Origin of the sequence: Paraburkholderia sp. DHOC27 (genome assembly GCF_003429005.1) — a bacterium.
Taxonomy (GTDB): Bacteria; Pseudomonadota; Gammaproteobacteria; order Burkholderiales; family Burkholderiaceae; genus Paraburkholderia.
Genome location: NZ_QVQV01000006.1, coordinates 1 through 21,292 on the forward strand (window position 1 = coordinate 1; position 21,292 = coordinate 21,292).

Annotated in this window: 16 protein-coding genes; 14 read left to right on the top strand and 2 right to left on the bottom strand. The window is 62.5% G+C overall.

Annotated features, from left to right (window positions below; translation table 11 throughout):
* Positions 1-180: 180 nt before the first annotated feature.
* Positions 181-1,377, bottom strand: a complete 1,197-nt coding sequence (locus tag D0B32_RS18700) for a M20 aminoacylase family protein (protein WP_117336289.1) — start codon at positions 1,375-1,377, stop codon at positions 181-183.
* Between the two features lie 174 nt (positions 1,378-1,551).
* Here D0B32_RS18700 and D0B32_RS18705 point away from each other — a divergent pair, with 174 nt between their 5' ends.
* Both D0B32_RS18705 and D0B32_RS18710 read left to right on the top strand, forming a co-directional pair.
* Positions 1,552-3,630: a molybdopterin-dependent oxidoreductase gene (locus tag D0B32_RS18705; protein WP_117335754.1), complete on the top strand. Its 2,079-nt coding sequence runs from the start codon at positions 1,552-1,554 to the stop codon at positions 3,628-3,630.
* Between the two features lie 239 nt (positions 3,631-3,869).
* Positions 3,870-5,543, top strand: coding sequence for a long-chain fatty acid--CoA ligase (locus tag D0B32_RS18710; protein ID WP_117335756.1), 1,674 nt, complete (start codon positions 3,870-3,872; stop codon positions 5,541-5,543).
* 136 nt (positions 5,544-5,679) lie between these two features.
* On the opposite strand, the gene D0B32_RS18715 is transcribed toward D0B32_RS18710, so the two are convergent.
* The gene (locus tag D0B32_RS18715) at positions 5,680-6,846 is read right to left on the bottom strand and encodes a porin (RefSeq protein ID WP_117335758.1); all 1,167 of its coding nucleotides are present in this window, start codon (positions 6,844-6,846) and stop codon (positions 5,680-5,682) included.
* Positions 6,847-7,147: 301 nt separating this feature from the next.
* Between D0B32_RS18715 and coq7 the strand changes: the two genes are divergently transcribed.
* The 12 genes from coq7 (at position 7,148) to murC (ending at position 21,292) form a co-directional block, all read left to right on the top strand.
* Positions 7,148-7,777, top strand: a complete 630-nt coding sequence (gene coq7, locus D0B32_RS18720; RefSeq protein ID WP_117335760.1) for a 2-polyprenyl-3-methyl-6-methoxy-1,4-benzoquinone monooxygenase — start codon at positions 7,148-7,150, stop codon at positions 7,775-7,777.
* Positions 7,778-8,165: 388 nt separating this feature from the next.
* Positions 8,166-8,594 (top strand): division/cell wall cluster transcriptional repressor MraZ, encoded by a 429-nt coding sequence (gene mraZ, locus D0B32_RS18725; RefSeq protein WP_117335762.1) that lies wholly within the window; start codon positions 8,166-8,168, stop codon positions 8,592-8,594.
* Positions 8,595-8,610: 16 nt separating this feature from the next.
* Positions 8,611-9,564 (top strand): 16S rRNA (cytosine(1402)-N(4))-methyltransferase RsmH, encoded by a 954-nt coding sequence (rsmH, locus tag D0B32_RS18730; RefSeq protein WP_117335764.1) that lies wholly within the window; start codon positions 8,611-8,613, stop codon positions 9,562-9,564.
* Positions 9,561-9,920 (top strand): cell division protein FtsL, encoded by a 360-nt coding sequence (ftsL, locus tag D0B32_RS18735; RefSeq protein ID WP_117335766.1) that lies wholly within the window; start codon positions 9,561-9,563, stop codon positions 9,918-9,920. The genes rsmH and ftsL overlap by 4 nt, the downstream gene beginning before the upstream one ends.
* Positions 9,917-11,785 carry a penicillin-binding protein 2 gene (locus D0B32_RS18740; RefSeq protein ID WP_117335768.1) on the top strand — a complete coding sequence of 623 codons (1,869 nt, stop codon included), beginning with the start codon at positions 9,917-9,919 and terminating at the stop codon, positions 11,783-11,785. The genes ftsL and D0B32_RS18740 overlap by 4 nt, the downstream gene beginning before the upstream one ends.
* On the top strand, positions 11,782-13,341 hold the full coding sequence (locus tag D0B32_RS18745; RefSeq protein ID WP_117335770.1) for a UDP-N-acetylmuramoyl-L-alanyl-D-glutamate--2,6-diaminopimelate ligase: 1,560 nt from the start codon (positions 11,782-11,784) through the stop codon (positions 13,339-13,341). The genes D0B32_RS18740 and D0B32_RS18745 overlap by 4 nt, the downstream gene beginning before the upstream one ends.
* The gene (gene murF / locus D0B32_RS18750) at positions 13,338-14,759 is read left to right on the top strand and encodes a UDP-N-acetylmuramoyl-tripeptide--D-alanyl-D-alanine ligase (RefSeq protein ID WP_117335772.1); all 1,422 of its coding nucleotides are present in this window, start codon (positions 13,338-13,340) and stop codon (positions 14,757-14,759) included. Before D0B32_RS18745 ends, murF begins: the two co-directional genes overlap by 4 nt.
* A 17-nt stretch (positions 14,760-14,776) precedes the next feature.
* Positions 14,777-15,946 (top strand): phospho-N-acetylmuramoyl-pentapeptide-transferase, encoded by a 1,170-nt coding sequence (mraY, locus tag D0B32_RS18755; RefSeq protein WP_117335774.1) that lies wholly within the window; start codon positions 14,777-14,779, stop codon positions 15,944-15,946.
* A gap of 24 nt (positions 15,947-15,970) precedes the next feature.
* Positions 15,971-17,485, top strand: a complete 1,515-nt coding sequence (murD, locus tag D0B32_RS18760; protein WP_117335776.1) for a UDP-N-acetylmuramoyl-L-alanine--D-glutamate ligase — start codon at positions 15,971-15,973, stop codon at positions 17,483-17,485.
* Positions 17,482-18,747, top strand: coding sequence for a putative lipid II flippase FtsW (ftsW, locus tag D0B32_RS18765; RefSeq protein ID WP_117335778.1), 1,266 nt, complete (start codon positions 17,482-17,484; stop codon positions 18,745-18,747). Before murD ends, ftsW begins: the two co-directional genes overlap by 4 nt.
* Positions 18,744-19,892, top strand: coding sequence for an undecaprenyldiphospho-muramoylpentapeptide beta-N-acetylglucosaminyltransferase (gene murG, locus D0B32_RS18770; protein WP_117335780.1), 1,149 nt, complete (start codon positions 18,744-18,746; stop codon positions 19,890-19,892). The genes ftsW and murG overlap by 4 nt, the downstream gene beginning before the upstream one ends.
* Positions 19,889-21,292 (top strand): UDP-N-acetylmuramate--L-alanine ligase, encoded by a 1,404-nt coding sequence (gene murC / locus D0B32_RS18775; protein WP_117335782.1) that lies wholly within the window; start codon positions 19,889-19,891, stop codon positions 21,290-21,292. The genes murG and murC overlap by 4 nt, the downstream gene beginning before the upstream one ends.

A 21,292-nucleotide genomic window follows, 5' to 3' on the forward strand; every position in this document is an offset into this window, starting at 1 on the left:
ATAGTGCGGATTACCCGTGTGAAAGTAGGTAATCGTCAGGCTCCCCAGCAGCAAACAGAAACCCCACCCCAACAGGTGGGGTTTCTGCGTTTACGGGCCCGGAAAAGGGCTCAAGAAAGACGGCAAAAGGCCAGCGTCGGGCGACAGATCCGCCGTCATCCAAAGACCCAAAACACAACCTCATCCCTCCTGCGCAAGAAACTTCTCCGCGAGCCGAACCCAATACGTTGATCCAATCGGTAGTAGCTCGTCGTTGAAGTCATAGCTCGCGTTATGCAACATACATGGTCCAGCACCGTGCCCTGCATCACGATGACCACCCGTGCCGTTTCCAAGAAACGCGTAGCATCCCGGCTTCGCCAGCAGCATGAACGAAAAATCTTCGGCGCCCATCGTAGGTTCGACCGCATCGTCCACTCTGTCGGCGCCCACCACTTCTTTCATCACCGAAGCCGCAAAGCGAGCCTCTTCACTGCTATTGATCGTCGGTGGGTAATTGCGACGAAACATGACATTCACCGAGCAGTCGTAAGCGGCTGCGGTGTGTTCCGCAATTGCCCGCAAGCGCGTCTCGATCAAATCGAGCGTCTCCGTCGTAAAAGTCCGCACGGTCCCGCCTATAAACGCCTCGTCCGGCACCACGTTGACCGCTGAGCCGGCGTGGATCTGCGTAATCGAAAGCACGGCGGTATCGAGCGGCTTTTTGTTGCGCGTGATGATTCCCTGTAGACCGTTCGCAATCTGTATGGCGGTGAAAATCGGGTCGCGCCCGTTGTGCGGCAATGCCGCGTGCGACCCTACGCCCTTGATTTCGATGCGAAATTCATTGCTAGACGCCATGATCGGGCCTTCAGTCACACCGAAGTGGCCCTCCGCCATGCCCGGCCAGTTGTGAATGCCGAACACGGCGTCAACCGGAAACCGGGTGAACAAACCGTCGTCGATCATCGCCTGCGCGCCGGCGCCGCCTTCTTCAGCCGGCTGAAAAATGAACACGATTGTGCCGTCGAACTCGCCATGTTTGGCGAGATGCCGGGCCGCGCCCAACAACATCGCGGTATGGCCGTCATGTCCACAGGCGTGCATCTTTCCTTCATGCCGCGAACGATGTTCGAAGTCGTTGAGTTCGTGAACCGGCAGCGCATCCATATCCGCTCGCAGGCCGATTGAACGTAGCCCGTTGCCGCGCTTCAAGACGCCGACGACGCCTGTCTTGCCGAGCCCCCGATGTACTTCGATCCCCCATTCGGTCAGGTTTTTAGCAACGAGTTCAGCGGTCTGAGTTTCCTCGTAGCGAAGTTCCGGGTGAGCGTGGATGGTTCGTCGGAGGGTCTGGATTTCGCCGCGCGCGGCCTGGATTTCAGGGATTAGTTTCATGGTGCGGGTTGCGTCGCTGTGCATTGAGGTGCTCGGGGTGTCTCTGGTCCCGGCATGCTGATGACCAATTCTACGCCCGCGGGCATTTTTGGCGGCGCCACCCGCGCAGCACCTATCGGACATAATAAAATTACGGTTCGCGTCGAAATTGTCTCTTTTTGATGGATCGTCTCAATGAATGTACCCGCTGAATTTGCTCGCGCCGTCTGTCCGCACGACTGCCCAGATACCTGCGCCATGCGGGTGAGCATCGAGGACGGTCGCGCGATCAAAGTCACGGCGGACCCGGATCATCCGCCCACGCAAGGCGCGCTGTGCACGAAGGTGAGCCGCTATGCCGAACGGGTTCATCACCCGCGTCGTCTGACCACACCCATGCGGCGCGTCGGCGCAAAAGGCGAAGGACGCTTCGAGCCGATCAGTTGGGATGAGGCGCTCAGCATTGCTGCCGGGCGTCTGTCGGAAATCGCTGCACGAGCACCGGAAGCAATCGTCCCGTATAGCTATGCCGGCACCATGGGACTGGTGCAGGGCGACAGCATCGCACAGCGCTTTTTCCACAAGCTCGGCGCGTCGCAACTCGATCGCACGATCTGCGCCGCCGCCGGCGCTGCGGGCCTCAAGTACACGTATGGCGCAAGCCTCGGCATGCTGACGGAGTTCTACGCTGAAAGCGAACTAATCCTCATTTGGGGCTCGAATCCGATCGCGTCCAATCTGCATTTCTGGACCCGCGCGCAGGAAGCCAAGCGTCGCGGCGCGCACCTGATCGCAATTGATCCGTACCGTTCGTTGACGGCGGAAAAATGCCATCAACATATTGCGTTGAAGCCCGGCACCGACGGCGCCCTCGCGCTCGGCATGATGCACGTTTTGATTACCGAGGATTTGCTCGATCACGCCTACATTGCCGCCCATACGCTCGGCTTCGACGCGCTGAAAGCGCGCGCGTTGACCTACACGCCCGCCCGCGTCGCGCAGATCTGCGGCATCGAGGAACAGGTCATCGTCGACCTCGCGCGCCGTTATGGCAGCACAAAGAAAGCAGCAATCCGGATGAACTACGGCATGCAACGAGTGCGCGGCGGCGGTAATGCAACCCGCGCGATTGCCTGTCTGCCGTCGTTGACCGGCGCATGGCGCGAGCGATCCGGTGGCGTGCTGTTGTCCTCGTCTGGATGGACGCCCACCAATTCGCACAAGCTGCAACGTCCTGATTTGATGCCCGGCTGGCCGACCAGGCAGTCACGAGTGATCAACATGAATGCGATCGGTGATGCGTTGCTCCATCTGGGCGACGCGGAGTTCGGTCCGAAAATCGAGGCGCTGGTCGTCTACAACTCGAATCCCGTCGCAGTCGCGCCAGACTCCGAGCGTGTCGCAGCGGGATTTGCGCGTGAAGACCTGTTCACGATCGTTCTGGAGCATTTTCAGACCGACACGGCCGACTACGCCGATCTCCTGTTGCCCGCCACCACTCAACTGGAACACCTGGATCTGCATAAGTCCTACGGCCACACGCATGTGATGGTCAACCTGCCGGCCATTGCGCCCGTTGGCGAAGCGCGGCCCAACACCGACATTTTCCGCGGCATTGCACGCAGCATGGGGTTGCAGGAACCGGCCTTGTTCGAAAGCGACGAAACGGTGGCGTCGACTGCGCTGGAGTGGAGCGACCGGGCCCTCGAGGGCGTCACCTGGGAGACGCTCAAGCAAGCCGGTTGGGCAAAGCTGAATGTGCCGGACGCGCCGTTTGCGGAAGGCGGTTTCCGCACCCCTTCGGGCAAATGCGAGTTCTATAGCGAGCGGCTCGCCCACGAGGGGCTCGATCCGCTACCGGATTACTTGCCGCCTTACGAATCGGAAGATGGCGCGCCCGAACTGGCAGCGCGCTATCCACTGGCCATGATCTCGCCTCCCGCCCGCAACTTTTTGAACAGCACCTTCGTCAACGTCGAAAGCCTCCGTTCAACTGAAGGCGAGCCGCATCTCGACATCCACCCATCCGACGCGCTACGCCGCCAGGTGGCTAACGGCGATCTGGTGCGCATCTTCAATGACCGGGGATCGATGCAGGCGCGTGCCCGCGTGACCGACAAGGCACGTGAGGGCCTGGTGGTGGGCCTGTCTATCTGGTGGAAGAAACTCGCACCCGATGGTCGCAATGCCAATCAGGTGACGAGCCAGGCGCTCACGGATCTAGGCGGCTCGGCCACGTTCTACGATTGCCTGGTGGAAGTCGAGCGCGTCTAATCTTTGTTTGAATCGCACAAGCAAACCGACGTTGAAACCGCGCCCAAAATCGTTCCAAAAGCGGCTTCAACGTCGCGTTTAAGTCAATGCGCATAAGACAAAAGTCGACGCGAGTTAACCTGTGTCAGCAGGGTTCGAGGGCAGTGTCTAACCCAGGCATATTTCACGAATAACGGGAGGGGGTGCGTGCTACGATGCGTTTTCGCACGACCATTCGAAAATAAAGGAGGAGACGCCGCATGGAAAAAATCTGGCTGAAATCATATCCACCCGGCGTTCCAGCTGAAATCGATCCAGGCCTGTATTCATCTGTTTCCGATCTGTTCGACGAGAGCTTCCGCGAGTACCGCGAGCGGCCCGCGTTCGTCTGTATGGGCAAGGAAATTACCTACGGCGAAGTGGATACGATGTCGCGCAAACTCGCGGCCTGGCTCCAGTCGAAGGGTCTCGCCCGTGGGGCGCGCGTCGCGATCATGATGCCCAACGTCCTGCAATATCCGGTGGCGATCGCGGCGATTCTGCGCGCCGGCTATGTGGTCGTGAACGTCAATCCGCTCTACACCCCGCGCGAGCTCGAACATCAACTCAAGGACAGCGGCGCCGAAGCCATCATCCTGCTCGAAAACTTTGCGGTGACGTTGCAAGCGGTGATTCGCAACACGGCGGTCAAACATGTCGTCGTGGCAGCGATGGGTGACCTGATGGGAACGAAGGGGCTCGTCGTCAACCTCGTCGTACGGCGCGTGAAGAAGATGGTGCCCGCCTGGAAGTTGCCCGGTCACGTCAAATTCAACGCTGCGCTTGCCGATGGCGCGCGCCGCGAGTTCACGCCGGTCAAGCAGCAGCCGGATGACATCGCCTTTCTGCAATACACGGGCGGGACTACGGGCGTGGCGAAAGGGGCGACGCTGCTGCATCGGAACCTGATCGCGAATGTACTGCAGTCGCAGATCTGGCTCGAACCGGCGCGGGTGACGCGTCCGGACATCGACCAGTTCATCACGGTCGTGGCGCTGCCGCTGTATCACATCTTCGCGCTGACGGTGTGCGGACTCCTGACCATCCGTACCGGCGGCCTCGGCGTGCTGATTCCAAACCCGCGCGATATCAGCGGCATGATCAAGGAGCTGCAAGGCTACAAGATCACCACGTTCCCCGCGGTGAACACGCTCTACAACGCCATGCTCAATCACCCCGACTTCGGCAAGCTCGACTTTTCGAACCTGCTTGCGGCGAACGGCGGTGGCATGGCGGTACAGGAGGTCGTCGCCAAGCGCTGGTACGAGAAGACGCATGCCCCGATCATCGAAGGCTATGGCATGTCCGAGACGTCACCGTGCGTGACCTGCAACCCGTCCACTGTGACGTCGTATAGCGGCACGATCGGCTTGCCGCTGCCGTCCACGGAAATCTCCATTCGCGACGACGAAGGCAACGAAGTGCCCTTGGGACAACCGGGCGAGATCTGCATTCGTGGCCCTCAGGTGATGGCGGGCTACTGGAACCGGCCGGACGAGACCGCCAAGGTCATGACGCCGGACGGTTTCTTCAAATCGGGCGACGTGGGTCTGGTCAGCGAAGCGGGTTACATCAAGATCGTGGACCGCAAGAAGGACATGATCCTGGTGTCCGGCTTCAACGTCTATCCGAACGAGGTGGAGGACGTGGTCGCGAAGCTGCCGGGCGTTTTCGAAGTGGCGGCGGTTGGCGTGCCCGATCAACATTCGGGCGAAGCCGTGAAGCTGTACGTGGTGAAGAAGGATCAGGCGCTGACCGATGCGGACATCTTCGCGTACTGCAAGGAGCAGCTCACCGGCTACAAACGGCCGAAGCTCATCGAGTTTCGCGCGGAATTGCCGAAGAGCAACGTTGGCAAGATTCTGCGACGTGAGCTGCGCGACGGCCGCGCATAACGCGTGATTCAGCAACCGTAGTGCAAGCGCCGGCTCCCCGCCGGCGTTTTATCTTGCAGGTCTGAATGCGCGCTGCGGTAACGAGAAAAAGGGCGCCCGAAGGCGCCCTGAGATATACCGCAGTTATTACGACTTATTAGAACTTGGCCCGAATGCCGACGCGCGCCGTCACCTGATTCTGGTTCGCTGACGGCGTGATATTGCTGATGGAGGCCACAGCCGGGACGACCGTCGTGCCGGTGGTGGACAGCGTGTCGCCCAACGCGTGCTGATACACGCCGACAATGTAGATGTCAGTGCGCTTCGACAGGAAGTAATCGACTCCCAGCGAGCCCTGGTGGTACTGCGCCCGTGAGTTGTCGTTGATCCTGCTGCCCTGCGTGTAGTCGTACGCCGCACCAACCAGCAACGCCGCGGTCAACTGATACTTGACGTTGACTTCGCCGTTGTTGAACGTCGCTGTCTGCCCCGCGAACGGTGAAGCAGCCGACGCACCCAGATTCATGAACCTGATATTCGAATACGTGCCGCCGAAGGTTGCGGCGCCGAAGGTGTACGCGCCCCCCGCAGCCACCACCTGATAGGTATTGGCGTTCGTGTAGCCGGCAATCACCGGCGAGGTCGCGACGGACGGCGTGGCGGTCGTCGTGTTGTTGCCGAAGTAGCTGATGGCCGGATTGCGCACGTTGAGGTAAGCCGCGCCGAGCACCAACGGTCCGTTGCTATAGCCCGCACCCAACGACCAGATCTGGTTCCGTCCGGTTTCACCGGCCACCCCGCCCAGGCTGTACAAACCGCCGAAGGTCAGGCCGGCATAATTCGCGCTGGTGTACTTGATGGCGTTATTGACGCGGTAATCGTTATTGAGGTTATCGAGGTCGCCCGGGTGAGCGGTGATATAGCCGCCCCATTGATCACCGACTTCCAGCGGGCCGACATAATCGACCGCGGAATCGTACTGACGCCCCAGCGTGAGCGAACCAAAGCGGTCCGACGACAGACCCACATACGCCTGGCGGCCGAACAGCAAGCCGCCTTGACCCGCCTTCCCATTGGTGGCGTCGAAGCCGTTTTCCAGCACGAAAATCGCGCTCAGGCCGCCGCCGAGATCTTCATTGCCGCGCAGTCCCCAACGGCTGCCCTGCAGCACACCGCTGGAGAGGCTGTACAGGTGATGACCGCCTGCATTGGTGTTGACGTTCACGCCCTCATCCACGATGCCGTACAGCGTCACGCTGCTCTGTGCGTGGGCGGCACCGGCGCACGCGCCCAACGCCGCTAGCGCGAGAAGCGACTTTTTCATCGAATATATCCAGGTACTGCCGATCTTTTTGTTCAAGGCAATTTTTTTAGAACGTCTGTAGCCTTGTTATTTAACTTCGCGAGAAGTTGCACGTAATGTAGCAAACGGAATTTGCTGCACAAAGGGAAAGCAGGCGGCTCCAGAGGCTCCTGTTTCGTTTTCACAACATGGTCTAAAATCGAAAATTAGCCATGAAATCAGGCCCCCACGTCCTATCCCGGGCGGCGGATTTGTTCCCGCAAACGTATGCTGCGCGGGGACTTTCGCAAGTGGGCCTGTGGTGTCGAACTGGGAGGTCTGGATGCTGCTGGATGAGATGATTACTGAGCTGGATCGGGGTTTACGCTCAATGACGGGCGTGTCGCGCATGAGTCGTCCGGTGCCGGTGCCGCCGGCCTCGACGGAGTTGCCGGAACTGTCCGCCCAGGAGCGCGAGCATGCGGCTGGCCTGATGCGTGTCAACCACGTCGGCGAGGTGTGCGCCCAGGCGCTGTATCAGGCGCAAAAGTTCGCGACCCGCTCTCCTGCGCTCAAAGAAAAGTTCGAGCACGCCGCGCGCGAAGAGGAAGATCATCTGGCCTGGACCTCGAGGCGACTCGAGGCGCTCGAGTCACGCCCCAGCCTCTTGAATCCGCTGTGGTACGCCGGCGCGTTGGCAGTGGGTCTGGTCGCGGGCCGTTTCGGTGACCGCGTAAGCCTTGGCTTCATGGCCGAGACAGAGCGGCAGGTCGAGCAGCATCTGGATGGCCATCTGGAGAAGCTACCTGAGGCTGATCTCGAATCGCGCGCCATCGTCGAGCAGATGCGCGCTGACGAGGCCGCACACGGCAAGGCTGCAATGGACGCCGGCGGCGTCGAGTTGCCGTTTCCTGCACGTGCATTGATGCGTGCGGCGTCTAAAATCATGACCCGTACAGCGTATTACGTTTAAATCCTGCTCAAGTGGGCGGCGCAACGCGCGCCGTCCGCTTTAATCGCCTGACTCCCGCCATTTATTCGTCTGATCCCCCGCCGCAGATCGCTTAGATTCCACGCCTTTCGCCCCGACATTTCACGTATCACCTTCACAAGTTGCACTAGTGCATTCATTTATAACGGTTTTCCATTTTAGGCCCGGCTTGAAGGAGTCGCGCTAAGTCCTTGTTCTAACAAACAAATTTCGTTAAAAAACCACGCTTCTCCCTTGACCCCTCCTGGGGGTTCCTCTAAAGTGGGAGACAGTGTGAGAAAGTGTGTTTTTGTGTGATTTCACAGCGGTATTCGGGTAGATTTTCGAAACCGGGCAGACAGCGCTGAGCGCTGCGACAGGGGAGAGCGAAGTGTTCCAAGGGGCGTCAGCGCTGGCACTCGATGCGAAGGGGCGGATGTCCGTCCCGGCTCGCTATCGGGACGCGCTGCAAGAACAGGCAGAAGGCCGGGTGACGATTACCAAGCACCCGGACGGCTGCCTGTTGCTTTTTCCGCGCCCGGAATGGGAAACCTTCCGCATCAAAGTCGACAAGCTGCCCATGAACGCGACCTGGTGGAAACGCATTTTTCTCGGCAATGCAATGGATGTCGATATGGACGGCGCAGGGCGCGTGCTGGTGTCACCGGAACTGCGCGCGGCCGGCGGGTTGGAGAAGGACGTGACCTTGCTCGGCATGGGTCGTCACTTCGAGTTGTGGAATACGCAGACGTACGCCGCGAAGGAACAGGCGGCAATGGCCGAGGGCATGCCCGACGCCCTGAAAGACTTCACGTTCTGATCGCGGCTTTACATATATGGCACCTGCGATGGGAAACGAATTGCAGCATCGCACGGTGCTGCTGGATGAGGCGGTGGAGGCACTGATCACGCGGCCGGATGGCGTCTATGTAGATGGCACGTTCGGGCGCGGCGGTCACAGCCGTGCGGTGTTGAGCAAGCTGGCTGAGGCGGGGCGTCTGATTGCGTTCGACAAAGACCCGCTCGCCATTGCCACCGCGCAGCAGATTGCCGATCCGCGCTTCCAGATCGTGCATGAGAGTTTTGCTTCACTGCGCGACGCGATTGCGACGCGCGGGGTAGGGCGGGTGTCGGGAGTGTTGCTGGATCTGGGCGTGTCGTCGCCGCAAGTCGACGATCCGGAGCGGGGTTTCAGTTTTCGCGCCGACGGCCCACTCGACATGCGGATGGACCCGACGCGCGGCGAATCCGCAGCGGACTGGCTGGCGCGGGCCACGGTGCAGGAACTGACGGAGGTGATACGAGATTATGGGGAAGAACGGTTTGCTTTTCAGATTGCAAAGGCGCTTGTTGCTCGCCGGGCAGAGTCCGACCGTCTTGGGCCTCTCGTCAGCACGGGCGAGCTTGCCCAAATCGTGGCTAACGTCGTCAAGACCCGTGAGAAGGGCAAGGATCCGGCAACCCGCACCTTTCAGGCTATACGGATTCACATCAATCAAGAGCTTGCGGAGCTGCAAGTCGTTTTAGAAGCAGCGCTAGCGCTGCTGGAGCAAGGGGGGCGGCTGGTGGTCATCAGCTTTCATTCGCTCGAGGACCGGATCGTCAAACGATTCATGCAGGCGAACGCAAGTACGCCTGCGGTGGATCGCCGCCTGCCGATTCGCGCCGTCGATCTGCCGAGCCCCCCGCTCAAGATTATCGGCCGCGTATTCGCGAGCGACGCTGAGGTCGCCGCGAATCCCCGCGCCCGTTCTGCCGTGATGCGTGTGGCGGAGCGGATTGCGCCATGAACCGTCTCAACATCTTCCTGCTGATTGTCGTCATGGGTTGTGCATTGTCTGTCGTGAACGCGACGAATCAGCAGCGTCAGATCTTTATCCAGTTGCAGCGCGCGCAATCGCAGGAGCGTCAGTTGCAGCAGGATTATTCACAGCTTCAATATCAGCAGAGCGCGCTGTCGAAGACCTCACGCATCGAAGAGGTGGCCACTGACTCGCTGAAAATGCAGGGTGTCACCACCGGCCGCACGCAATATCTGACGCTCGCGCCTGGCTCCGCTACGGCTGAGGACGCGCCGGTTCCGACGTCCGCACCCGTCACGGCTTCCGCGCCGGCCACCACGACCCGCCGTGGGAGTACGCGATGAAAAAGTCATCGAGCCGCAAGAGCGTACCGTTCGCGTCGAACCCGATTCTCTCCGTGCGCCTGCCCATGTGGCGCTCGAAGCTCGTCGTGTTCATGCTGTTCATGGCGTTTGTCGCGCTTGCCGGCCGCGCCTTCTGGATTCAGGGTCCGGGCAACGCGTTCTATCAGAAGCAGGGTGAGAGCCGCTACCAGCGCACGCTGGAGTTGCCGGCCACGCGCGGCAAGATTCTCGACCGCAATGGTCTCGTGCTGGCCACGAGCTTGCCGGTACGGGCCATCTGGGCGATTCCCGAAGCGGTTCCCGACGACCTCGGCGCCGACAAGCTGGCCGCGCTCGGCAAACTGCTCGGCATGAGCAGCACGGAACTGCGCGCCAAACTCTCGGAAGACAAGAGCTTCGTCTACGTGAAGCGCCAGGTGCCGGTCGACGTAGCGGCGCAAGTCACGGCGCTCGATATCCCCGGCGTTTACCAACGCGAAGAATACAAGCGCTTTTATCCGGAAGGCGAAATTGCGGCCCACCTGATCGGCTTCACCAACGTCGAGGATGAAGGCCAGGAAGGCGTCGAACTCGGCGACCAGAAGCAGCTCGAAGGCATGCCTGGCATCCGCCGCGTCATCAAGGACCGGATGGGCCACATCATCGAGGACGTCGACGAACAGGTCGTGCCGCACAACGGTCAGGACGTGGATCTGTCCATCGACAGCAAGATCCAGTACATCGCCTACACCAACCTGAAGGCCGCGGTGGAGAAGTTCAAGGCCAAGGCTGGGGCGGCCATGGTGATCGACGTGCGCACCGGCGAAGTGCTGGCGCTCGTCAACTATCCGACCTTCAATCCGAACGACCGCACGCATTTGACCGGCGACCAGTTGCGCAATCGCGCGCTGACCGACGAGTTCGAACCGGGCTCGATCATGAAGCCGTTCACGGTTTCGCTGGCGCTCGATCTGCATCGCGTATCGCCGACTACACTGGTAGATACGGGGCCGGGCCATTTCAATCTCGACGGCGCGACGATTACCGACGACAGCGCCTTCGGCGTGCTGACGGTCGGCGGTGTGATCCAGAAGTCGAGCAACATCGGTGCGACCAAGATCGCCATGACGCTCAAGCCCGAAGAGATGTGGAATATGTATACCAGCATCGGTCTTGGCCAGGCGCCGAAGATCGGCTTCCCAGGTGCGACGCCGGGGCATCTGCGTCCGTGGAAGGGCTGGCGCCGCATCGAACAGGCCACCATGTCGTACGGCTACGGTTTGTCGGCATCACTGTTTCAGTTGGCGCGCGCCTATACCTCGATTGCGCATGACGGCCAGATCATGCCGGTGTCGATCTTCCGTTCGCCGGGCGATCAACCCGCCACCGGTCCGCAGATTTTCTCGCCGGTCACCGCCCGCGAAGTGCGCGCGATGCTCGAAACCGTGGTTGCGCCGGGCGGTACGTCGCCGGATGCCGCGGTGCCGGGTTACCGCGTCGGCGGCAAGAGCGGCACGGCGTACAAGCACGGCGCGCACGGTTACGACAAATCGAAGTACCGCGCGTCGTTCGTCGGTATGGCGCCTATGCCGAATCCGCGCATCGTGGTCGCCGTATCGGTCGACGAGCCGACGGCCGGCAGCCACTTCGGCGGTCAGGTGTCGGGCCCGGTGTTCTCCGCCATTGCCGGTGACACGCTGCGCTCGCTCAACATCCCACCGGACATGCCGGTCAAGCAGATGGTCGTTTCCGACGACTCGGCGCCGGTCGCGCCCGCCGCGCCCACTCTGCCGCCCGCGGCGGCGAAGAAGCTGGCCACGACGGGCGGCGCGCGGAAGATGGATATCTCGGCCAACGCGAAGAGCCACCCGGGGGTGGTGCGATGACTGTGCTTCGCGACAAGCATCCCGCGCAGCGGCAGATCGCCGACGCCCTCTCCTGGCTGCACACGCTCGTGCAGCCAGGCGCTCATTTGCACGCCGACACGCGCGGCATCGCAGCGGGCGATGCGTTTCTCGCGTATGCAGTCGACGGCGCCGACAATCGTCCGTTCATCGACAACGCCATCGAGCGTGGTGCCGCCGCCGTGCTGTTCCAGCCGGAAGACTTCGCGGGATCGCCCGATCCAAAGCAGACGCGTGCCGTCCCCGCGCTGAACGAACTCGCGGGTGCGATTGCGAGCGGCTGGTACGGTCATCCGAGCGACGCGATGCGCGTCATCGGTGTAACGGGCACCAACGGCAAGACCTCGTGCACGCAATGGATCTCCGCCGCGCTCGGTGCGCTGGGCACGCCGTGCGCGCTGATCGGCACGCTGGGCAGCGGCATGCCGGGTCACCTGGTTCACACCGGCTTCACGACGCCCGACGCGCCGCAATTGCAGCGCAGTCTCGCGCAATTGCGCAGTGACGGCGCGCAGGCGGTGGCGATGGAAGTGTCGTCGCATGCACTGCATCAGGGGCGCGTGAATGGCACGCGCTTCGATATCGCCGTGTTCACGAACCTCACGCAGGATCACCTCGATTACCACGGCACCTTCGCGGCATACGAGGCGGCCAAGGCACGTCTCTTTGCGTGGCCGGAATTGCGTTGCGCGGTGATCAATCGTGATGACGAAGCTGGTCGCCGTCTGATTGCGAGCACGCGTGGCCATGCCCGCACCATCGCCTACGGTCTCGACGTTCGCGCCACCGCGCCGGGTTCGGCCGCGCCGCAAGCCGACGCACTGCTGCTCGCATCGAACGTGCGCGCTACGGCGACGGGCACAGCCTTCCATCTGCACACCTCGGACTGGGGCGACGCAGACGTCGAAGTGCAAACCCTCGGCGCGTTCAACGTGAGCAATCTGCTCGGCGTATTGGGCGCGTTGCTCGCTGCGGATGTCCCGTTCGACGCCGCGCTTGCCGAACTCGCTAAGCTCGAACCGGTCAATGGCCGCATGCAACGTCTCGGCGGCCGCTTGCAGAACGATGAACCGCTGGTGGTGATCGATTACGCCCACACGCCGGATGCGCTGGAAAAGACGCTCGAAGCACTGCGTCCGATGGCGACCGCACGCGGCGGCGAACTGATCTGCATGTTCGGCTGCGGCGGCGACCGCGATGCGACCAAGCGTCCGTTGATGGGCGCGATTGCAGAGCGGCTCGCGGACGGCGTCGTGGTGACGAGCGATAACCCGCGCAGCGAAGATCCACAGTCGATCCTCGACCAGATCACGGCCGGTATGCAAAACGCCGCCAAGGCGCGCCGCATTGAAGACCGTGCCAGTGCCATTCTGCAAGCCGTTCGCGGCGCCGCGCGCGAAGACGTGATCGTGCTGGCCGGCAAGGGACACGAAGCAACACAGGAAATCATGGGTAAGAAGCGCGCTTTCTCCGATCAGGATCACGCCCGTCTCGCATTGGCTGCGCGTGCCACGCAAGCTCGCGGAGGTGGCGAATGAAGATGTTTTCGCTGCGCGAAGCCGCCGCGCTGATTCCGGGCGCCACCGTGGTGGGCGACGATACCGTCACCTTCGAACGGGTCTCGACGGATAGCCGCACGGCCGGTCCGGGCGATCTGTTCGTGGCACTCAAGGGCGACCGTTTCGACGCGCACGACTTCCTGCCCGATGTAGCTCAACGCCAGATCGCGGCGGCCTTGCTCGCGCGTGTGCCCGACGGCTGGACGCTACCTGCGCTGAAAGTGACCGACACGCGTGTGGCGCTGGGTGACCTCGCGCGCGGCTGGCGGCGCCGCTTTACGATGCCGCTCGTCGCAGTGACGGGCAGCAACGGCAAGACCACGGTCAAGGAAATGATCGCGTCGATTTTCGCCGCAGCGGTCGGCGAATCCGCGCGGCTCGCGACGGCTGGCAACTTCAACAACGACATTGGCGTGCCGTTGACGCTGTTCCGTTTGAGCAGCGCGCATCAATTGGCGGTAGTCGAACTCGGCATGAATCACCCGGGCGAAACCGCATTGCTCGGCAAGATCGCCGAGCCGACCGTGGCCGTGGTGAACAACGCGCAGCGCGAGCACCAGGAATTCATGGCCACTGTCGAAGCGGTCGCGCTCGAACATGCCAGCGTGATCCACGCGCTGTCGCCCGAAGGCGTGGCCGTGTTTCCGGCCAACGACGCCTACGCCAGCATCTGGCGCGTCGCGGCCACCGGCAATCGCATCATGGACTTCGCGCTGAACTCGGCGGATCGCGTGACTGAAGCCGCCGTCACCGGCACGTTCAGCGGCAATCTGCTCGCCATCGACACGCCGGAAGGGCACGTCGACGTCGTGCTGCAAGTGCTGGGCGACCACAACGCGCACAACGCGCTGGCGGCCACGGCCGCTGCGCTTGCGGCGGGTGTCTCGCTGGAAGCCATCAAACGTGGGCTTGAAGCGTTTGGTGCAGTAAAGGGCCGCTTGCAGGTGAAGCGCGCCGTGCTCGGCACGCTGGCTGGCGCCACCGTGATCGACGACACCTACAACGCCAATCCGGATTCGATGCGCGCCGCCATCGACGTGCTCGCGTCGCGTGCCGCACCGCGCGTGCTGGTGATGGGCGACATGGGCGAAGTCGGCGACAACGGTCCTGAATTTCACCGCGAAATCGGTGCTTACGCGAAAGAGCGCGGCATCGACGCGCTCTACGCACTGGGCGACGCATCGCGCGACGCCTGCACCGCTTACGGCGCTGGCGCGCATCACGTCGAATCGGTCGAGACGCTCGTCGCGCAATTGCAGCAGGCCCCGGAATTGTCCGGCAAGGGCGCTGCGGCAACGCTTCTCGTGAAAGGCTCGCGTTTCATGAAAATGGAACGCGTGGTGGACGCCGTAACGAGTCCACAACCCGCATCGGGCACAGCGCCCGGTGCACATTGAAATAGAAGGACCGAAGCATGCTACTGGCGCTGGCGCAATGGCTGCAGAATGACGCAAGCTTCTTGCGCGTGTTCAGTTATCTGACTTTTCGTGCGGTGGCGGCAACCATCACCGCACTGTTGATCGGGCTCGTCTGCGGGCCGGCCGTGATCCGCAAGCTGACCGCCATGAAGGTGGGCCAGGCCGTCCGTAAAGACGGTCCGCAAACGCATCTGGTCAAATCGGGCACGCCGACGATGGGCGGCGTGCTGATTCTGCTCGGCATCGCAGTGTCGACACTGCTGTGGGCCGATCTGACCAACCGCTTCATCTGGATCGTGATGCTCGTCACGTTCGGCTTCGGCGTGATCGGCTGGGTCGACGATTACCGCAAGGTGGTCTACAAGGACCCGCGCGGTATGTCGTCGCGGGAGAAGTATTTCTGGCAATCGGTGATCGGTCTGTTCGCTGCGGTGTATCTCGCCTTCAGCGTATCTGAAGCGAGCAACGTGCGCGTCTTTGACCTGTTCATGGCGTGGGTGCGCAGCGGCCTTTCCATGGGACTGCCGCCGCATGCCGACCTGATGCTGCCGTTCGTCAAGTCGATCAGCTATCCGCTTGGCGTGTGGGGTTTCATTGTGCTGACGTATCTGGTGATCGTCGGCGCGAGCAACGCAGTGAACCTGACCGACGGGCTCGATGGCCTCGTGATCATGCCGGTGGTGCTGGTCGGTTCGTCGCTGGGCGTGTTCGCCTACGTGATGGGCAGCTCGATCTACTCGAAATACCTGCTGTTCCCGCATATCGCCGGTGCGGGTGAATTGCTGATTTTCTGTTCCGCCATGGGTGGCGCCGGGCTCGCGTTCCTCTGGTTCAACACGCACCCCGCACAGATGTTCATGGGCGACGTCGGCGCGCTGGCGCTGGGCGGCGCGTTGGGCACGGTCGCAGTGATCGTGCGCCAGGAAATCGTGCTCTTCATCATGGGTGGCATCTTCGTCGCGGAAACGCTCTCCGTGATGCTGCAGGTAACGTGGTTCAAGTTCACGAAGCGTCGCTTCGGCGAAGGCCGGCGGCTCTTCAAGATGGCGCCGCTGCATCACCATTTCGAATTGTCGGGCTGGAAAGAAACGCAGGTGGTGGTGCGCTTCTGGATCATCACGTTGATGCTGTGTCTGTTCGGTTTGTCCACGCTCAAGTTGCGTTAAGCAGCAAATAAAGGGAAGCAGGCGATGTTTGGCGAGAAGTTTCGGGATCGGCAAAAGCCGATGGTGCTCGTGCTGGGGCTCGGTGAATCGGGTCTCGCCATGGCGCGCTGGTGCGCGCGGCACGGGTGTCGGTTGCGCGTGGCGGACACGCGCGAAGTGCCGCCGAATCTGTCCGGACTTCAAGCGCATGGCATCGACGCCGACTTCGTGGGCGGTCCGTTTTCGACGGCCTTGCTCGAAGGCGTCGAACTGGTGGCGATCAGCCCCGGGCTCTCGCCGCTGGCTGCCGATCTGCTGCCGTTGATCAACGAAGCGCGCGAAAAAGACATCCCGGTGTGGGGTGAACTCGAGTTCTTCGCCCAGGCGCTGAAAACGCTGGGCGAGAGCGGCTACGCGCCGAAGGTCATCGCCATCACCGGCACCAACGGCAAGACCACGACGACGAGCCTCACCGGCCTGCTGTGCGAACGCGCCGGCAAGAAGGTCGCGGTGGCGGGCAACATCAGCCCGGCTGCGCTCGACAAACTCACCGAAGCGATCGACGCGACCGCGCTGCCGGACATCTGGGTGCTCGAACTGTCGAGCTTCCAGCTTGAAACAGCGCATACCTTCGCGCCCGATGCGGCGGTGGTGCTCAACATCACGCAAGATCATCTGGACTGGCACGGCGGCCTCGACGCCTACGCCGCCGCCAAGGGCCGCATCTTCGGCGCGCAGACCGTGCGCGTGCTCAACCGCGACGACGCACGCGTCATGGCGCTCGCACCGAAACAGGACACCGCCCCGCCGGTTATCACGTTCGGCGTCACGGAGCCGGGTCGCCCGGGCGATTACGGCCTGCTGCGCGACAACGGCATGATCTGGCTGGTGGAAGGACAGGACCGCGACGCCAGCGACGAGCCCGCACCCACGCGTCGCCGCAAGAGCGATGTGGTCGCGCCGCTGAATCTCGCGCTCAAACGCCTGATGCCCGCCGACGCGCTGCGCATTCGCGGCCTGCATAACGCCGCAAACGCGCTGGCCGCGTATGCCCTGGCTCGCGCTGTCGATCTGCCGGGCGCACCGCTCCTGCATGGCCTGCGCGAATACCGCGGCGAGCCGCATCGCGTGGAGCTGATCGCGTCCATCGAAGGCATCGACTACGTCGACGACAGCAAGGGCACCAATGTCGGCGCGACGGTTGCCGCGCTCGATGGTCTTGCGCAACGCGTCGTGCTGATCGCCGGTGGCGACGGCAAGGGTCAGGAGTTCGATCCGCTCGCCGCGCCGGTCACGCGCTGGTGCCGCGCAGTGATGCTGATTGGCCGCGACGCGCCGCTGATTCGCGCGGCGCTGGCCGACACCGGCATTCCCATGACCGATCATGCCACGCTCGAAGAAGCCACGCGTGCGGCCGCGGCGCTCGCCGAACCGGGTGACGCCGTGCTGCTGTCGCCGGCATGCGCCAGCTTCGACATGTTCAAGAGTTACGCACACCGTGCAGCGGTATTCCGCAGCACGGTCGAAGATATCGCGGCCGAACGGGGGACGATGATATGAGCTGGTCGGAACGATTCGGAACAGGTCTAGCGAAACAGCGCGGCTCGGTTGGCGGCGAGGCGAGCGCGGGCCGCTCGGCAAGCGGACTGGCGAGCGCGGTCAACGGCGTGCGTCCGTTGCGCTCGCGCATGCTCGACTACGATCACTCGCTGCTGTGGGTGGTGATCGCGCTGCTCGGGCTCGGCATCGTGATGGTGTACTCGGCTTCGATCGCCATGCCCGATTCGCCGAAATACTCGTCGTATCGCGACTGGGCGTTCCTCGTACGGCAGATCATCTTCGTGATCATGGGTTCGGTCATCGGCGTGATCGCTTTCCGGATTCCCGTGTCGACGTGGGACAAATACGCGCCGAAGCTTTTCCTGGTGGCGCTGCTCGGTCTCGTGATCGTGCTGATTCCGCACATCGGCAAGGGCGTGAACGGCGCGCGCCGCTGGATTCCGCTCGGCATCACGAACATGCAGCCGTCGGAAATCATGAAGCTCGCCGTGACGATCTACGCGGCGAACTACACGGTGCGCAAGCAGGAGTACATGCACAGCTTCGCCAAGGGCTTCCTGCCGATGGCAGTCGCCGTGGGTCTCGTGGGCGCACTGCTGCTGCTCGAACCGGACATGGGCGCGTTCATGGTGATCGCGGCGATCGCGATGGGCGTGCTGTTTCTCGGCGGCGTGAACGGCAAGCTGTTCGGCGGCCTGGTCGCAACGGCGGTGGGCACCTTCAGTCTGCTGGTGTGGGCGTCACCGTGGCGTCGTGAGCGGATCTTCGCTTACCTCGATCCGTGGGACGACCGCTACGCGCAAGGCAAGGCCTATCAATTGACGCACTCGCTGATCGCGTTCGGCCGCGGCGAGTGGTTCGGCGTCGGGCTCGGTGGCAGCGTCGAAAAGCTCAACTATCTGCCGGAAGCGCACACCGACTTCATCCTCGCGGTGATCGGCGAGGAACTGGGGTTTGTCGGCGTGCTGGTGGTGATCCTGATGTTCTACTGGATCGTGCGCCGTTCGTTCGAAATCGGCCGTCAGGCGCTGGCACTGGATCGCACGTTTGCAGGGCTGGTCGCCAAAGGCATTGGCCTGTGGTTCGGCGCGCAGACCTTCATCAACATGGGCGTGAACCTCGGCTTGCTGCCCACCAAGGGCCTGACCTTGCCGCTCGTCAGCTACGGCGGCTCGGGCATTTTGCTCAACTGCATTGCGATTGCCGTGTTGATGCGCGTGGACTACGAAAACCGGGTGTTGATGCGCGGAGGGAAGGTATGACCCCGACGCAGCAACGCACGCTGATGGTGATGGCCGGCGGCACCGGGGGACACGTGTTCCCGGGCCTCGCGGTCGCGCATCTGATGCAGGCGTGGGGCTGGAAAGTCGTATGGCTGGGCAACCCGGCAGGCATGGAAGCCACGCTGGTGCCGAAGCACGGCATCCCGATGGAATACGTGCGATTTGGCGGCGTACGCGGCAAAGGTCTGAAGACCAAGCTGATGCTGCCGGTGAATCTGCTGCGCGCGTGCACGCAAAGCCTGAGCGCGCTGCGCCGCGTGAAGCCCGATGTAGTGCTCGGCATGGGCGGCTACATCACGTTTCCGGCGGGCTTGATGACCGCACTGAGCGGCCGGCCGCTGGTGCTGCACGAACAGAATTCGATTGCCGGACTCGCGAACAAGGTGCTCGCGAAGGTCGCACGGCGTGTGCTGGTCGCATTTCCGAACGCGCTGCCGCATGGCGAATGGACCGGTAATCCGATTCGTGAGGAACTTGCGCGCGCATTGCCACCCAAAGCACGCTACGCACAACGCAGCGGACCGCTGAGTGTGCTGGTGGTGGGTGGCAGTCTGGGCGCCGCAGCGCTAAACGAAGTCGTGCCGCGCGCGTTGGCGTTGCTGCAGCCGCAGGAGCGGCCGCGCATCGTGCATCAGGCAGGCGCGAAGCATATCGAGGCGTTGCGGGCGAATTACGCAGAGGCCGGTTTGCTAAACGCGGCTGCTGGGCAGCGCGAGGGTGACGCGGCGAATGTGCAACTCGTGCCGTTCATCGACGACATGACAAGCGCCTATGCGAATGCGGATCTGGTGATCTGTCGTTCGGGTGCGATGACAGTGGCGGAGATCGCCGCGGTGGGCGTGGCGGCGTTTTTCGTGCCGTTCCCGCATGCGGTCGACGATCACCAGACTACGAACGCAGCGTTTCTCGCCGATCACGGCGCGGCGCTGGTCGTGCAGCAACGCGATCTGTCGGCGGATGGCCTCGCTGCCTGGTTGCGTAGCCAGACCCGTGAGTCGCTGGCGGAGATGGCAGAGCGTTCGCGCTCGCTCGCGAAACCGGATGCCACCGAACAGGTCGCGCAAATTTGCGCGAGCGTCGCTGGCGTGGTCCCGAGCCCGAGCATTGAAGGAAAGCAACAATGAAACACATCGTCAAACATATTCACTTCGTCGGCATCGGCGGCGCCGGCATGAGCGGCATCGCTGAAGTGCTGGTGAATCTCGGCTACCAGGTGAGCGGTTCGGACCTGTCGAAAAACGCGGTGACAGATCGCCTCGCCGCGCTCGGCGCGCGCATCGCGATCGGCCACGCGGCGGAAAATATCGAAGGCGCGAATGCCGTGGTCGTGTCGACCGCCGTGCGTAGCGACAACCCGGAAGTGTTGGCCGCGCGTCATCGCCGCATTCCCATCGTGCCGCGCGCAGTGATGCTCGCCGAGCTGATGCGCCTGAAGCAGGGCATCGCGATTGCCGGCACGCATGGCAAGACCACCACCACCTCGCTGGTGGCGAGCGTGCTGGCAGCGGGCGGCCTCGATCCGACTTTCGTGATTGGCGGCCGCTTGATCAGCGCAGGCGCGAATGCGCGTCTCGGTACGGGCGACTTTATCGTCGCGGAAGCGGATGAGTCGGATGCGTCGTTCCTGAACCTGTTTCCGGTGATCGAAGTCATCACGAACATCGACGCCGATCACATGGACACCTACGGCCACGATTTCGCGCGTCTGAAGCAGGCGTTCATCGAGTTCACGCACCGTCTGCCGTTCTACGGCATTGCGGTGTTGTGCGTGGACGATCCGAACGTGAAGGAGATCCTGCCGTTTGTCTCGAAGCCGATCATTCGCTACGGTCTCGCGCCCGATGCGCAGGTGCGCGCGGTGAACGTCGAGGCGCACGACGGCCGCATGCATTTCACCGCCATGCGCGAAGACGCAGCGCCGCTCGACATCGTTTTGAACCTCCCTGGCACACACAATGTGCAGAACGCGTTGGCCGCAATTGCAATTGCGACTGAACTTGAGGTGAAAGATGCCGATATCCAGCGGGCACTCTCTGAATTTAACGGAGTGGGTCGGCGTTTCCAGCGCTACGGCGAAGTGAGCGTCGCTGCCGGGGACAAATCGGCGGGGACGTACACGCTGGTCGACGATTACGGGCATCACCCGGTGGAAATGGCCGCGACGGTTGCGGCCGCACGCGGTGCTTTCCCGGACCGGCGTCTGGTGCTCGCGTTCCAGCCGCATCGTTTCACGCGCACGCGCGACTGTTTCGAAGATTTTGTGAAGGTACTGTCAACGGTAGATGCACTCGTGCTGACCGAAGTGTATGCGGCCGGCGAAGCGCCGATCGTCGCGGCCGACGGCCGGGCGCTGGCACGCGCGATTCGCGTGGCAGGCAAGACCGAACCGGTATTTGTGGAAACGGTGGATGAAGTGCCGGATGCGCTCGCTGCAGTGGTGCGCGACGGCGATGTGGTGATCACGATGGGTGCGGGTTCGATCGGCGGTGTGCCGGGACGCCTGGCTCAGGAAACGAAGGTGTGA